Raw genomic sequence first — 15,268 nt, forward strand, 5'->3', positions numbered from 1 at the left:
AGATCCTCCTCGCCCCCGGGAACCACTTTCCTCGAAAGGGAGATGCACATGACGGCTCCGCAGAGCACACTCGCCGCGGAATCCACCCCGCCACCCGCCGAACCGCACGGTCGGCGCTGGTCGGGTCTGGGCGTCGGCTTCCTCGTGAAGCTCGCGCTGATGGCGGTGGTCAACGCGGTGGGCCTCATGGGCATCATCGCGGCCTTCCAGGCGCAGTCCTGGATCGTGTTCGGCGTCGCCGTCGCGCTGCTCCTCGCAGCCGACGTCGTCTACTTCACGAAGAAGTCCCTGCCGCTGAAGTACCTGTTGCCGGGACTGTCGTTCCTGCTGATCTTCCAGGTCTTCATCTTCTTGTACACCGGCTACATCGCCTTCACGAACTACGGTGCCGGACACGTCGGCTCGCAGGAGCAGGCGGTCAGCGCATCGCTCAGCCAGGGCGAACGACGCGTCGAGGGCTCCCCCACGCTTCCGCTCACGGTGGTCGAGCGCGGTGGCGAGTACGGCTTCGCCGTGGTGCAGGACGGCGAGACGCTCGTCGGCAGCGCCGATGAGCCGCTCAGCTCGGCCGGCGCCGCGCCCGCATCGGGCGCCCCCACCGAGGTGCCGGGCTGGACCGTCGTCCCCCGCAACGCCATCCTCAGCGACCAGGCCACGCAGGCGGCCGTGGTCGACCTCCGCGTGCCCGTCTCCGACGACCCGAACGACGGGTCGATCCGCACCCGCGACGGCTCGAGCGGATCCGTCTACCTCTCCACGCTGTCGTGGGATGCCGAGGCGCAGACGATCACGGACAGCGCGACCGGCCTCGTCTACGAGGCGACCGCCGAGGGCCGCTTCGTCGCCGACGACGGCACTGCCCTCCCCACCGGGTGGATGGTGCACGTCGGATTCGACAACTTCATCACCCTGTTCACCAACCCGGCGATCGTGGAGCCGCTCGTGATGGTGACCGGGTGGACGTTCGCCTGGGCGATCCTGTCGGTCGCGGTCCCGTTCGCGCTCGGCCTGGTCATGGCGCTCATCTTCAACGACCCGCGGGTGCGTGGCCGGAAGATCCTGCGGACGCTGTTCATCCTCCCGTACGCCTTCCCGGCGTTCATGTCCGCGTTGCTGTTCCGCGGCATGTTCAACGCCGAGTTCGGTGTCATCAACGAGTTCTTCTTCGGCGGTGCGAACATCGACTGGCTCGGTGATCAGTGGCTCGCCCGTGGCGCGGTGCTGTTCGTCAACGTGTGGCTGACCTATCCGTACTACTTCCTGGTGTGCACGGGCGCCCTGCAGGCCCTGCCGCAGGATGCACTCGAAGCGGCGTCGATCGACGGCGCGGGCCGGTTCCGGCAGCTCCGCTCGATCATCCTGCCGCTCGTGCTGGTGTCGACCGCTCCGCTGTTGATCTCGTCGTTCGCGTTCAGTTTCAACAACTTCACCGTGATCTACATGTTCAACAACGGCGGGCCGGCCATACCCGGCGCACCGTACGCCCTCGGGTACACCGACATCCTCATCTCGGCCATCTACGACATCTCCGGTGTCTCGGGAGGCAAGGCCGACTACGGCCTGGCGAGTGCGCTGTCGATCCTCGTGTTCATCGTGGTCGGACTCATCTCCGCCCTCGCCTTCCGCCAGACCAAGAAGCTGGAGGAGTACCAGTGATGTCCGCTCCCACCACCGCCACCGTCACGACCGGCACCGCGCGCGCCCGTCGCACGACATCCGCCCCGAGGCCTGCCCAGCGTCGCCGCTGGCTCGTCGAGGTGGGCTGGAAGTACCTGCTCGCCGTCGTCGTGCTGTTCTACGCGATGTTCCCGCTCGTGTACGTGGTCTCGGCCTCGCTCAACCCGAGTGGCAGCCTCGCCGCATCGAACTCGCTGTTCTCGGTGCTCGACATGGGCAACTACACCGCGCTCACGAACACGAGCTACTGGTCGTGGTACGCCAACACGCTCATCGTGGGCGGCGCATCCGCGATCGGCGCGGTGCTCATGGGCGCCGCGGCGGCCTACGCCTTCTCGCGCTTCCGCTTCGCCGGTCGCCGGCCCGGACTCACGACGCTGCTGATCGTCCAGATGTTCCCGCAGGCGCTCGCTTTCGTGGCGATCTTCCTCATGCTGCTCGCGCTCGGCGAGGTGTTCCCGGTGCTCGGGCTCAACTCGAAGATCGCGCTCATCTGCATCTATCTGGGCGGCGCGCTCGGGGTCAACACGTTCCTGATGTACGGGTTCTTCAACACGATCCCGATGGAGATCGACGAGTCCGCGAAGATCGACGGTGCAACGCACGCGCAGATCTTCTGGCAGCTGATCATCCCGCTCGTCACTCCGATCCTGGCGGTGGTGTCGCTCCTCGCCTTCATCGCGGCGTTCGGCGACTACATCATCGCGAAGGTGGTCCTGGTGTCGGAGGACAACTGGACGCTGGCGGTCGGGATGTTCCAGTGGGTCTCGAACCAGCTGGCCAGCAACTGGGGCCTGTTCGCGGCCGGGGCGATCCTCGCCTCGATCCCCGTGCTGGTGCTGTTCCTGTCGCTGCAGCGCTACATCGTGGGCGGTCTGACAGCGGGATCCGTCAAGGGCTGACCGGCCGCCCGAGCTCACCGTGGCCGTCCGTTCCGCTCAGGAGCGGGCGGCCACGGCGCTTCGGTAGAGATCGCGCGAGGGCAGTCCCGTCTCGCGGGACACCTCCGCCGCGGCATCCTTCAACCGGATGCCGGAGGCCACCATGCTCAGGATCTGGGCCACCGCGTCGGCTTCCGAGACGGTGCGGACGGGTGCGCCGGCGATGACGACGACGATCTCGCCGCGGACGCCGCCTTCGGCCCACGACGCGAGTTCGCCGAGCGGACCCCGCACGACCTCCTCGTGCAGCTTCGTCAGCTCACGGCAGACGGCGCCGCGCCGGTCGGGCCCGAAGGCCTCGGCCATCGCGGCGAGGGTCTCCGCCAGGCGCGAGGGCGCCTCGAAGAACACCATGGTGCGCGGCTCCGACGCGAGCGCCCCGAAGACCGTGCGCCGCTCCCCGGCCTTGCGGGGCGCGAAGCCCTCGAAGGTGAAGCGGTCGGTCGGCAGGCCCGCGAGGGCGAGCGCGGTGATGACCGCACTTGGACCGGGCAGCACCGTCACGTCGACGCCCCGGGAGACGGCTTCTGCGACGACCGCGTACCCCGGGTCGCTCACGGTGGGCATGCCGGCATCGCTCAGGAGCAGCACGTCGCCGTCCGCGGCCAGGGTCACGAGCTCCGCGGCGCGCTGCTTCTCGTTGTGGTCGTGCAGCGCGATCAACCGGGGCCGGTTCGCGATGCCCAGACCCTGCAGCAGGCGCTGAGCGGTGCGCGTGTCTTCCGCGGCGACGATCGTCGCGACGTCGAGCGCGGTCTTCAGGCGCGCCGTCGCGTCGCCGAGGTTTCCGATCGGGGTCGCCGCGAGGATGAGCACCGCCTCAGCCTAGGCGGCGCGCGGCTTAGGCTGGTCGCCGTGACCTCGACCGCCGACCCGCTGCTGCCGGCGCGCCCGACCCGGTACGAGGCGTGGCGCCGCCGGATGGCAGGCGACCTCGCTCTCCAGCGCCGCATGGGCTGGCTCGCGCCCCTCCTGGTCACTCTCCTGGCCGCGCTCCTCCGGCTCACGGGCCTCGGCCACCCGCACGCGATCGTCTTCGACGAGACGTACTACGTGAAGGACGCCTGGAGCCAGTGGCTCCTCGGATACGCGGCGACCTGGCCCGAAGACGCCAACGAGAGATTCGCGGGCGGCGAGACCGACATCTTCGACGACGGCGCGAGCTTCGCCGTCCACCCCCCGCTCGGCAAGTACCTCATCGGCGCCGGCATGGCGCTGTTCGGCGCCGAGTCGTCGTTCGGCTGGCGGATCGCCGTCGCTCTCGCGGGCACCGCCGCCGTCCTGCTGCTCTATCTGATCGCCAAGGAGCTGACCGGGTCGCTGGTGTTCGCCGTCGTCGCCTCGGGTCTCCTCGCGATCGACGGTCTCGCGATCGTCATGAGCCGCGTCGCGATCCTCGACATGATCCTGACCGCGTTCGTCCTGCTCGCATTCTGGTTCGTCCTCCTCGACCGGCGGCGCCATCTCGACCGCCTCGCCGCGGCCCTCACGGCGCGGCCGCAAGGCTGCGCCCCGCCGTGGTGGGGTCCCGTGCTGTGGAACCGTCCCTGGCTGCTCGCCGCCGGCGCCGCAGGGGGCGCGGCATCCGCCGTGAAGTGGTCGGGCCTCTGGGTGCTCGCCGCTCTCGGGCTGTACGTCGTGATCACCGATGCGTTCGCGCGCCGGCGACTGGGCATCGCGCTCTGGCCGGTCGACGCCGTCCGGCAGGGCGCCGCCTCGTTCGTGCTGATGATCCCTCTCGCCTTCGCCGTGTACCTGGCGTCGTGGACGGGATGGCTGCTGAGCGACGGCGGATACGACCGTCACGCCGCCGACGACTCGCCCGCGACCGGGTTCTTCGCCTGGGTTCCGATGTGGGCGCAGAACCTCTGGGCCTACCACCAGTCCATCTACGTCGCCACGGCCGAGATCACCACCGCCCATCCGTACTCGAGCCCGGCGTGGCAGTGGCCGCTGCTGATCCGCCCCACCTCGATGTATGCGGCGAACACGGCCGACGGGACGGCCGGGTGCGCGTCGGCATCCGGATGCATCGAAGTCCTCTACAGCATGCCGAACCCGCTCATCTGGTGGGGCGGGATGGCGGCCGTGCTCTGGCTGGCGGTGCGGTTCGTCCGCTCGCGCCACTGGCGTGACGGCGTGGTCCTGCTCGGCATCGTCGCCACCTACGTGCCGTGGCTGCTCTACCCGGAGCGGACGATCTTCCAGTTCTACACCGTGCTCATGCTCCCCTTCGTGATCCTCGCGCTCACCTTCGCGCTCCGGGCGATCGCCGGCGAGGCGCACGCCCCGCAGCACCGCCGCGCGGTGGGCACCCGCATCGCCGGTGTCATCCTCGCCGTCATCGTGGGGCTCTCGGTGTTCTGGATGCCGCTGTGGACCGCCGTCCAGGTGCCCATGGAGTTCTACTGGATGCACGCATGGCTGCGCACCTGGATCTGAGCGACACGCGTTCGGCGGGCGCGGACCTAGGCTGAGATCGTGTTCCGCTATCCGACTCCGACCGAGCCCTCGCGTGCCGGATACGCGATCGCGGGCGACCGCTTCGCCATCCTCGTCGCGCCGGGCATCGACGCCGGCCTCGTCGCGGGGCTCTGGAACGCCGCGGCCGCGGAGAACGCCTTCCTCGAAGACGTGCTGAGCGTCTTCGTCGCCGGAGGAGTCCACGCGCTCCCCTCGTTCGCCGTCGTCGAGTTCTCCGGCGGGTCGCCCCTGCAGTTGCGTGTCGCCGTCCGCGGCGACGCCGCGATCCTCACTCCGACCTCGATCGTGGCCGGTCGCGAGGCGCGCACCTGGACGGAGACGTCCGTGGACGCCGACGGCATCCGCCTCACGCTCCGTCCCGACGAGGGCACCGACGAGCCGATCCGCGATGCGCTCCCGCTGGGGCTCGGCGTGACCCGTGCCGACGATCTCGCCTGGGGCCGCCCCGTCTCCGGGGCCCCGCTGTCGCAGCCGTCCGCACCCGACCGCCGCTCCGTCGCCGCGCCGCGCACGGCCGCCGGTGTGCGCACGGCCGACGATCTGCCGTCCGTGCCCGACCTGCGCGCCTTCGCCGACCTTCCCGACGACGTGGACGTGCTCGAGACGCTGGCCGTCGACCGCTCGCTGTTCGCGAGGCCGCTCGACGACGACATCGAGCTTCCTGCCTTCTTGAGCGACGACTCCGGCTCCATCGACCTGCCCGACGACCGCACGCTCTTCGGCGGACGCCGCGCGGCCCCCGCTCCGGCGCCCGCCGCTTCCTACGTGCTCCGCGTCACGCCCGGGCGCGATCTTCCCCTCGACCGCCCCGTCGTGCTCGGTCGCGGCCCTCGGCCCGCGCGGCATCCCGGCGCGCGGCTCGAAGCCGTGCCGTCGCCGGCGAAGGAGGTCTCGGGAGCACACCTCGAGGTGCGCCTCGACGGCGATCACCTCGTGGCGCAGGACCTCGACTCGACCAACGGCACCATCGTCCGCCCCCGTGGCGCCGAGGCGGTGCTGCTTCGGGGCGGCGCGTCGGTGCGGGTGCCCGTCGGCACCGTGTTCGACCTCGGCGACGGCGTGACCGCGCGCTTCGAGAGCGGGGCGTCGCCCGAGAGCGCGTCGCCGCAGAGCCCCTCCTCACCCCCGCGCCGGGGACGGTGACGCCCGGAGTGTCCAGCAGGCTGCCGTCGACGCCCCCGGGGCTGTCGGGCTTCACGTACGTCCGTCCGCTCGGTGCGGGCGGTTTCGCCGATGTCTTCCTCTTCGAGCAGAACCTCCCCCGTCGCCCCGTCGCCGTGAAGGTGCTCCTGGAGGACATCGTCGACGAGAACCTGCTGCGGATGTTCAACGCCGAAGCCGACGTCATGGCCCGGTTGAGCGCGCACCCCTCGATCCTCACGATCTACGAGGCGTCCATCTCCGCCGACGGACGCCCGTACCTCGTCATGGAGTACTGCCCCACGTCGCTGACCAACCGGTATCGACGCGAGGTCATCCCGGTGGCGGAGGTCCTCCAGCTCGGGGTGAAGATCGGCTCGGCGCTCGAGACCGCTCACCGTGCGGGCCTGCTGCACCGCGACATCAAGCCGTCCAACGTGCTCATCACGACGTTCGGGTCACCCGTGCTCTCGGACTTCGGCATCGCCGCGGCCGTCGACGTTCGGCCCGGCGCCGACGAGGTGTTCGCGATGTCGGTGCCGTGGAGCGCGCCGGAGATCGTCGACGAGCGGGTCTCCGGGTCGGTGGCCGCCGAGGTGTGGGGACTCGGCGCGACGATCTATTCGCTCCTCGCCGGGCGGAGTCCGTTCGAGAAGCCCGGCCGCGGCCAGAACTCGCGCGACCTGCTGAAGTCCCGCATCGCCCGCGCCGTCTACACCCCGATCGGCCGGGACGACGTCCCGCCGGAGCTCGACAACGTGCTTGCCCGCGCTCTCAGCCGCGATCCCGCCGCGCGGCACCCGTCGGCGGCGGCGTTCGCGCACGACCTGCAGCTGATCCAGCATCAGCTGGGCCTGCCGCACACCCCGCTCGAGGTCGCCGTCGACGAATGGGCGTCAGCGGGTGCGAGCGTCGACTTCGCCGACGATGCGGCCCGTGGACCCGTCCGCCCCACCGTCGCCTACGAGTCCCGGCGTCCGGCGCGCGCCCGGAACGCCCCGCCCCGCCGCCCCGACGAGGGCACGGTCCTCTCCGGATCCGAGCCGCGACCGGGCCTCGGCCGGGCCGCGATGATCGCCCTGATCGTCGGCGGCGGTGTCGTGCTCGCGCTCGGCGGCGCGCTGACCTCGTACCTCCTGCTGGGCGGGGCGGGCTGAGATGGCGCGCCCCTCGACCGAGCGACGCCGCGTGCGCCCCCCCACCTGGATCGGGGCGGGCGCGGTCACGGCGGTGATCGGCCTCGTCACGACCCTCGCCGTCGTCTGGCCCGGCTATGACGCGCAGCAGACACCGCTCGACGACGGCACCGTCTGGGCCCTGCAGAACGGCACCGGCAGCGGCTACGCGCGCGTCAACCTCGAACTCGGTGAGATCGACACCGTCAAGCAGGTCGAGAACGGCACGCAGCTCGCGCAGACCGCCGACCGCCTGTTCGTCTACAGCGACGGCGGAGCCCAGTTCTCGAACGTCGACCTGGCCCGGCCCGCCGACCTGACAGCCGAGGCGGAGGACGTGTTCTCACCGACGCCGCCGGGAACGGTCGACATCGTGACCGCCGGCGACTACATCGTCTACCGCACCGAGGGCGGCGCGGTGTTCACCGCGACCCTCTCCGGCGGCGGGGCGCCACTCCCCTTCGATCCCTACCGAGGTGCTGCGCCGGCGGAGGGCGAAGACGCGCCGCGCTTCACTGCGACCGCCGTCTCGGTCGACGCCGACGGCCTGGTGTTCGCCTATTCGGCATCCGAAGGGCTCATCGTCGAAGGCGAGGCGGCGACGGGACGCGTCACCGACCAGGAGACCCCGCCGATCTCCCCCGCCGACGCCCAGCTGACCTCCGTCGCGGGGCGGTGGGCCCTCTACGACGCCCCGACGGGACAGCTCGCCGTGCAGGAGCGGGAGGCCATCGCCGAGACGTCACCGGCTGCCGGGGCGATCATCCAGCGGGCGGGGACCGCCGGAGCCGACGTCGTCATCGCCGACCCTGCCGGCGTCACGAGCGTGCCCCTCGGCGACGGAGGCCCGGAACGTCTGCTCGACCAGGACGGGCTGGGCATCCCCGCCGCCCCCACCGCCCTCGGCGACCAGGTGCACGCCGGGTGGCTCCGCGACGGCACCGGTGGCGGCACGCTGTGGTCGAGCGCGGATCCGGATGCCACCGCCCCCCTCGACTACGCCGGCGCCGACATCGGCGACGGCGTCGACCCGGCGTTCGTCGGCAACGGCGCCCGGCTCGCCCTCAACGACCGCAGCTCCGGCTGGGTGTGGCGCGTTCCCACCGGCGAGCTCGTCGCGTCGTCTCAGCAGTGGCAGCTCGAGCCGGCTGCCGAGGTCGAGCAGGAGAACGACGTCACCGCCGACCGCGTGCTCGACCCGAAGCCGCCCGTCGCCGTCGACGACGCCTTCGGGGTGCGCGCGGGATCGGTCGCCCTCCTCCCCGTGCTCCTGAACGACCACGACCCGAACGAGGACGTCCTCAGCATCGACGTGGGCTCCTTCGAGGGCGTCGACGCGACGTTCGGCGTGGCCACCATCACCGGCGCCGAGCAGCAGCTGGCGGTATCGGTGTCTCCGGATGCGACGGGGACCGCCCGCATCCGATACCGCGTCACCGACGGCACGTCCGCCGGAGGCCTGGTCTCCGAGGTGGCGACGGTCACGCTGCGCGTGGTCGCCGAAGACGAGAACCGCGCCCCGGAATGGTGCGGGACGGAAGGGTGCCTGGCCACGTGGCCGGTGCTCAGCGTCGCTCCCGGCGCGACCGTGACCGCCGACGTCCTGACCGGCTGGGTCGACCCCGACGGCGACCCGCTGTATCTCGCGGGCATCGAGGGAGCGCCCAGCGTGGGCACCGTGACGACGTCGCCGGAGGGCGAGCTCACCTACCAGCATCCTGATCCGAGTGTCACGGATGCCACGAGCGTCCAGGTCGGAGTGGTCGTCGCCGACGCACTCGGCGGACGCACCGTGCAGCCCCTGACGATCGAGGTGACCCCGGCGCCGGAGCTGAGCGCCGAGTCGTTCGCCGTCACCGGCGTGACAGGCGAGCCGCTCGCCATCTCGGTCGCCGACCATGTGACGGGGGCGAGCGGCCCGGTCACTCTCAGCTCCCTCGTCGCCCTCGACACGGCGCGTTCGACGGCGACAGCGAACCCGGCAGCTCTCGGCATGTCGTTCTCCGCGACCGAACCGGGCTCCTACGTCGTCCAATACGGCGTGCGCGACGGTGTCGGGGAGGTGTCGGCCACGGTCCGCGTGACGATGCGCGCCCGCGAGGACGCCCCTGTCTCGACTCCCCCGCTCACGGCGTTCGTCCGCCCGAACGAGGACGCGACGATCGACGTCTCGGCGGCGGCGGCGAATCCGGCCGGTCTCGTGCTCCTGCTCGACGACATCCGCCCCGACAGCGACCCGCGGGCGGCCCTCTCGGTGGATCTGGTGGGACAGAGCCTCCTCCGGGTCAGCGGTGCGACGGACGACGGCGAGCCCGGCCGTCTCGGCGTGGTCCGCTACCGGTTGACCGACGGCAGCGGGGCCGAAGCGGCGTCCGCCGAGGGCGAGGTCACCGTCATCCTGCTCCCCGCCGGCGCGGCGGAGAGCCCGATCGCCGTGGACGATGCCGTCACCGTGCGGGCGGGCGCGCAGATCGACATCCCGGTGCTCGACAACGACCGCGCGCCGGCGGGCGCACAGGTCGCGATCGATCCGTCGTCGATCACGAACGAGACCGGCGGCGGGCTCGCCTTCGCGTCGGGGCGGCTGGTGCGCTATCTCGCGCCCGAGGCCCCCGGGACGTACGCGCTGAGCTACACGATCTACCGGCTCGGCTTCCCCGAGGTCACCGACACCGCTCGTGTCACCGTGACGGTGACCGGTGACGAGGAGAACCGGGCGCCGCTGCCCCGCACGCTCGAGGGCCGGGTCGTGGCGGGACAAGCGGTCACGATCCCCCTCGAGGCCTACGCGGTCGACCCCGACGGCGACACCGTCGTGCTCGACACCGTCGCGTCGCAGCCCGAGAACGGATCGGCGGCGGTCTCCGCCGACGGGCAGGCGATCGTCTACACGAGTCCCGACGCCTTCAGCGGGCAGGTGCGCTTCCGCTATCAGGTGCGCGACGACCGCGGGGCGACCGGCACGGCCGAGGTCCGCGTCGGCGTCATCACCGCCCAGAGCGACCCGAGCCCGGTGACGTTCAGCGACTACGTGCAGGTCCAGGCGGGCGCGGAGAGCACCGTCGTCGTGCGACCGGCCGACAACGACGTCGATCCCCTCGGCAGCGAGCTGGAGCTGATCGAGGTCGTGCCGAACGCGGCCGCGGGCAGTGCGGAGTTCGACGCGCTCGCCGAGCGGCTGAGCGCCGTCGACGACGGCGCCGTCACGGTGCGCGCCGGCGCGGCGCTCGGGACGTTCTCATACAGCTACGCGGTCGAGAACGCCGAGGGCGACAGCGCGATCGGACTCCTCGTCGTGAAGGTCGTCCGCGACCCCGTGCCCGATCACCCCGTCATCCGGGACACCGTGCTCACGCTCGAAGATCGCGGCGACTTCCCGGGCGGCGTCGACGTGCTCAGCGGGATGGTGTCGTGGAACACGGGCGATCCCGCCGGGCTCGAGCTGCGCCTGTGGGGCGACCCGGAGGGGGTCGACTCCGACGGCTGGAGCATCTCGGGCCCCCTCCCCGAACGCTCGCGCCTCATCCCCTTCGAAGTCTCCGGCACCGCGTTCGACGGCGCCGAGGTCACCTCCTACGGCTTCCTCCGCGTTCCGGGTACCGCCGACATCCGACTGTCCCTGCGTGCCGGCCTCGATCCGCTGGCCGTCCGTGAGAACGAGCAGGTCGACGTCGACGTGGCCGACACCGTGGTCCTTCCCGAGGGGCAGACGCTCGTGCTCGACGGCGCCGGCGTCCGCAGCGGCGGCGCCCGGCCCGAGGCCTCGTGCCGCGTGCTCTCCGGCACCGTCGTGCGCTACACGGCGGGATCGGGTGCGCCGTGGAACGACACCTGCGTCGTGCCGGCACGCCTCGGAGTGCAGGAGCAGTTCACCTTCCTGACCCTCCGCGTCGCCGTGGAGGCCGAGACGCCGCAGCCGTCGGTGCGGAGCGCATCGCTGGCCGTCCGGCCGGGCGAGTCGGCCGAGTACGACCTGTCGCAGATGGTGCAGTGGGCGGGGGCGGAGGACCCCGCGTCGCTCCGCTTCGCCGCCGCCTATCGGGGCGACCAGTTCGACGTCACGACCTCGCGCGGCGTCGTGACGGTGACGGCCGCCGACGATGCCCGTCCCGGCCGCGAGGAGGCCGTGGCCGTCTCCTTGCCGAGTCATCCGGATGCCGCCGCCGCGAGCCTCGTGCTGACGGTCGGTCCCGCGCCGTCGGCGCTTCCGCGCGGCGGATCGGCGGTGCAGACGTGCTCGCAGTCGGGCGGCACCTCCTCGTGCACGATCGACGTCATCGGCGCCGCCGGCGAGGTCAACCCGCTCCCGGGAACCCCGCTGCGGGTCACCGGCGCGGCGGGCCCGGCCAACTGCCCCGGCGTCTCCTTCGCCCCCGCCGGCGCGTCGTCGGTGCGGGCGAGCTGGTCCTCGGATGCCGAGGGCGCCGCCGAGTGCACGGGATCGTTCACGGTGCAGGATGCTCAGGGCCGGCAGTCGAGCGGAGACCGCAACGGTCAGGTCATCCTCGACCTGCGGGGCCTCCCCGCCGATCCGACCCGCGTCGAGTGGACCGCCTTCACCGAGAACTCGGTGACCCTTCGCGTGACCTCGGATTCGCGCTCCTACCCGGCCGTCGAGCGCTACCGCATCACCACCGGCGGCCGCGAGGTCGCCACGTGTCCGGCGTCCGGCGCCTGCGCGCCCCTCTCCGCCCCGGTCGGCGAGCAGCGCGTCTACGAGGCGCAGGCGATCAGCTCGGTCGGCAGCTCCCGCGGCAGCGTCCGGACCGAGGCATGGGCGTACCGCGCGCCGGCGCAGCCGGGCGGGGCGAGCGTCGATCCGGTTCCGTCTGGGAACGAGGGCGGCGTGGCGACCGTGGTCGTCACGGGCCTCGACGACACGACCGGGAGCGTGCGCCTCTCCGGTGGCGCCGCCGGGAGCGCGACACAGGCCGTCGTGGGCGGCGCAGCCACGTTCGCGAACTACCGCGTCGGGTCGAACGAGCCGGTCGCCCTCGTCGCGACCCCGCTGACCGAGTTCGAGCTTCCGCCGGTCGCGGGCGGCTCGACGGAGGGCCGGGCGCTCGAGCTGCGTGCGGCCGGCATCGGCGCCCCGCGCGTCGACCTCGCCGTCTCCCAGAACGACGACGGTTCCGTCGTCACCGCGCGGGCGACGATCCGCCCGAACGGCGCGGGCGACGCCGTGCTCTACGGTTTCTCCACCGGTACACAGGCCTGCACGCCGACCCAGCGGACCTCGGCGTCGGGCGGGGTGGTGACGCGCGAGTTCCGCGGCGAGCTGGCGCTGTGGACCCCGGCGACGATCCGCGCGTGCGCCGTCACCGAGGACGGCGGTGAGCGCTTCGGCGACGGTGGACCGGTGACGCAGCAGATCACGCCGACCGGACCGATCGCGGCGCCGTCGGGCGATGCCGTGTACCGCGTCGACTCGCGGGCGGAGGTGTCGGACGGCGATCGTGTCTGGGCCTGGCAGGACGTCTCCGCGCCGACGGGCTTGCGTGCCGCTCCCCCCTTCGAGGTGCGCTACCGCGCCGGTGACAGCGGCGCGTGGACGACCGACTTCCGCTCGCTCTTCCGCTCCGGGGTGAACCCCGGCCCGATCCGCGCGGCATCCTGCGCGGAGGCCTTCGGCTGCGGCGAGGCGACCGCGGTGACCGTGCGTCCCGAGAACGTCGGCGCCGTCTACCCGGCGCGCGTCGACTTCGGCCAGCGGTGCGAGCTCGGACAGGCTCCGACCGGCACGACCACCGTGCAGGCCGCCGCGGAGGACTACCGCGTTCTCGACGTGGTGGTGGAGGAGGGCGTCCTCCAGCGCCGCTACACCTACGCGGTCGAGTTCACCGGCTCGCTCGCGACATTCGGCCGCGCCGAGTTCGTCCTCACCTGCGCCCTCCCGCCGCCCCCCGAGCCGGAACGGCCTCCCCCCTGGCCGCCCCGCCCGTCTCTCCCTTGGCTGCGCCGCCGGCCTCGGCCCAGGCTGCGCCGCCGGCCTCCGCCTCTGTCGCTGCCACGCCGCCGCCGTACGCCGCACCGGCGCCCGCTGCCGCCCCGGCCGCCGACGACGAGCTCGACGAGCACACCGTCCTGGCGGCCCACCGGCGCCCCGGCGCGACGCTCCACCTGCCCGGGGGCGCCGTCGTGACGCTGACGGGCGAGACCGCCGTCCTCGGTCGCAACCCCGTCGCCCCGAGCGACTCCCCCGACGCCCAGCGCATCGCGATCGACGACGTGACCCGCACCGTCTCCAAGACGCACGCGCTGCTCCGCCTCGAGGGCGGCAGCTGGACCATCACCGATCTCGCCTCCACGAACGGCGTCTTCGTGGGCGACGCCGACGACGAGGCGGAAGTGAGCGGTCGCGCCCCGCTCGCGGGCCGCTTCCTCCTCGGCGACGCCGAGCTCCGCCTGGCGACCGACCCGCGATGACCACGCGACGCGACGCCGGCCCCGCTCACCTCGAGGTGATCAGCGGGGCGCAGACCGACACCGGTCTTCGGCGCGCCGCCAACGAGGACTCGTTCCTCGCCCACTACCCGGTCTTCGTCGTCGCCGACGGGATGGGCGGCCACGAAGCCGGAGACCTCGCGTCGGCCGCCGTGGTCGACGCCTTCCGGCCGTTCATCGGTCGCGACGACGTGCAGCCCGAAGAGGTCGCAGCCGCCGTCACGGCCGCCCACGACGCGGTCGGCCTGATCGCGAAGGGGACCACCCGCGGGGCCGGCTCCACGCTGACCGGCGTCGTGTCGGTCGAGCAGGGCGGCGAGAAGCGCTGGCTCGTGCTGAACGTCGGCGACTCGCGCGTCTATCGGCTGCTGGCCGAGCGGCTCGAGCAGCTGACGATCGACCACTCCGTCGCACAGGAGCTGGTGGATGCCGGCCAGCTCGCCCGAGATCAGATGTCGCAGTACGAGGGTCGCAACGTCATCACCCGAGCGGTCGGCAGCGAGCACAGCCCCGCGGACTACTGGCTGCTGCCCGTCGTCACCGGCGAGCGACTGCTGGTCTGCTCCGACGGTCTGTCGGGCGAGGTCACCGACGAGGCCATCCGTGCAGGCCTGCTCGTCGGCGGCTCACCGACGCACACCGCCGGTTCGCTCATCGGTCAGGCGCTCGCGCACGGCGGGCGGGACAACGTCACGGTGATCGTCGTCGATGTGGTGGGCGGCGGGATCCACCCGCGTCTGGAGGACACGACCGGCGGGTTCCCGACGAGCGAGTCGGTGACGGGCACGATCGAGGTGTCGACGATGCCCTCGTCGCGGAGGCGCGGCCGTGGGTGACACCGACGCTCCGGAGGAGGACGTGCCCGACATGCAGCCGGACCGCCGGCTCGACGACGCCACCACGCTCTCAGATCGTCGCCTGAACGAGGCGACGACGCTGTCGAACCGTCGCCTGGACGAAGCGACCACCAGATCCGACCGCCGCCGCGACGAGGCGGCGGGCCGGTCCGACCGGCTGCGCGACGAAGCCGACGCACTGTCGAACCGGCGCCGGGACGAAGCGGCCGGCCGCGTCTTCGACGCCGACGACGCGACGATGATCGCTCCGCGGACGGACGCCCCGGCGGCGGCGACGTCCATCGCGCACGGCCGCGCCGACACGCCGCGCAGCGCCTCGACGCCGCCTCCGCCGGGAGCGTCGTCGGTCTATCCGCCGCGGGGACCGTCGGGCACGGCTCCCGTGACGCGGGCGCCGGTGACGCCGCCGCCGCCGCGCATCGCGCCGACAGGCGTTTCGGGCTCCCGCCGGACAGGTCGCGGCGTGCTCGTGGCCACGCTGTTCGGAGGCACCGTGCTGATCGTCGGCGCGGGGATCGCACTCATCATGATGTTCGTCGGAGGGGGATGA

General features: G+C 72.4%; 10 protein-coding genes. 9 read left to right on the plus strand and 1 reads right to left on the minus strand.

The genetic code is table 11. From position 1 onward, the window contains the following. Positions 1-48: 48 nt before the first annotated feature. Positions 49-1,656, plus strand: a complete 1,608-nt coding sequence (locus ACJJV7_RS09570; protein ID WP_405375335.1) for an ABC transporter permease subunit — start codon at positions 49-51, stop codon at positions 1,654-1,656. Continuing rightward, positions 1,656-2,579 carry a sugar ABC transporter permease gene (locus tag ACJJV7_RS09575; RefSeq protein ID WP_405375333.1) on the plus strand — a complete coding sequence of 308 codons (924 nt, stop codon included), beginning with the start codon at positions 1,656-1,658 and terminating at the stop codon, positions 2,577-2,579. The genes ACJJV7_RS09570 and ACJJV7_RS09575 overlap by 1 nt, the downstream gene beginning before the upstream one ends. 36 nt (positions 2,580-2,615) lie before the next feature. Here ACJJV7_RS09575 and rsmI read toward each other — a convergent pair whose 3' ends face one another. Further along, positions 2,616-3,434: a 16S rRNA (cytidine(1402)-2'-O)-methyltransferase gene (rsmI, locus tag ACJJV7_RS09580; protein WP_405375332.1), complete on the minus strand. Its 819-nt coding sequence runs from the start codon at positions 3,432-3,434 to the stop codon at positions 2,616-2,618. Positions 3,435-3,473: 39 nt separating this feature from the next. Here rsmI and ACJJV7_RS09585 point away from each other — a divergent pair, with 39 nt between their 5' ends. The 7 genes from ACJJV7_RS09585 to ACJJV7_RS09615 are packed head-to-tail and all read left to right on the plus strand — an operon-like array spanning position 3,474 to position 15,268. Continuing rightward, positions 3,474-5,060: a dolichyl-phosphate-mannose--protein mannosyltransferase gene (locus ACJJV7_RS09585; protein ID WP_405375330.1), complete on the plus strand. Its 1,587-nt coding sequence runs from the start codon at positions 3,474-3,476 to the stop codon at positions 5,058-5,060. A gap of 39 nt (positions 5,061-5,099) precedes the next feature. Next, on the plus strand, positions 5,100-6,245 hold the full coding sequence (locus ACJJV7_RS09590) for an FHA domain-containing protein (protein ID WP_405375328.1): 1,146 nt from the start codon (positions 5,100-5,102) through the stop codon (positions 6,243-6,245). Between the two features lie 8 nt (positions 6,246-6,253). Then, positions 6,254-7,399 carry a serine/threonine-protein kinase gene (locus ACJJV7_RS09595; protein WP_405375326.1) on the plus strand — a complete coding sequence of 382 codons (1,146 nt, stop codon included), beginning with the start codon at positions 6,254-6,256 and terminating at the stop codon, positions 7,397-7,399. 31 nt (positions 7,400-7,430) lie between these two features. After that, positions 7,431-13,559 carry an Ig-like domain-containing protein gene (locus ACJJV7_RS09600; RefSeq protein ID WP_405467845.1) on the plus strand — a complete coding sequence of 2,043 codons (6,129 nt, stop codon included), beginning with the start codon at positions 7,431-7,433 and terminating at the stop codon, positions 13,557-13,559. Continuing rightward, positions 13,556-13,843: an FHA domain-containing protein gene (locus ACJJV7_RS09605; RefSeq protein WP_405467847.1), complete on the plus strand. Its 288-nt coding sequence runs from the start codon at positions 13,556-13,558 to the stop codon at positions 13,841-13,843. Before ACJJV7_RS09600 ends, ACJJV7_RS09605 begins: the two co-directional genes overlap by 4 nt. Beyond that, positions 13,840-14,697: a PP2C family protein-serine/threonine phosphatase gene (locus tag ACJJV7_RS09610; RefSeq protein WP_405375318.1), complete on the plus strand. Its 858-nt coding sequence runs from the start codon at positions 13,840-13,842 to the stop codon at positions 14,695-14,697. The genes ACJJV7_RS09605 and ACJJV7_RS09610 overlap by 4 nt, the downstream gene beginning before the upstream one ends. Continuing rightward, complete coding sequence (locus tag ACJJV7_RS09615; RefSeq protein WP_405375316.1) at positions 14,690-15,268, plus strand: hypothetical protein; 579 nt, start codon at positions 14,690-14,692, stop codon at positions 15,266-15,268. Before ACJJV7_RS09610 ends, ACJJV7_RS09615 begins: the two co-directional genes overlap by 8 nt.

The organism is Microbacterium sp. Ld4 (genome assembly GCF_045066555.1).
Classification (GTDB): Bacteria; Actinomycetota; Actinomycetes; order Actinomycetales; family Microbacteriaceae; genus Microbacterium.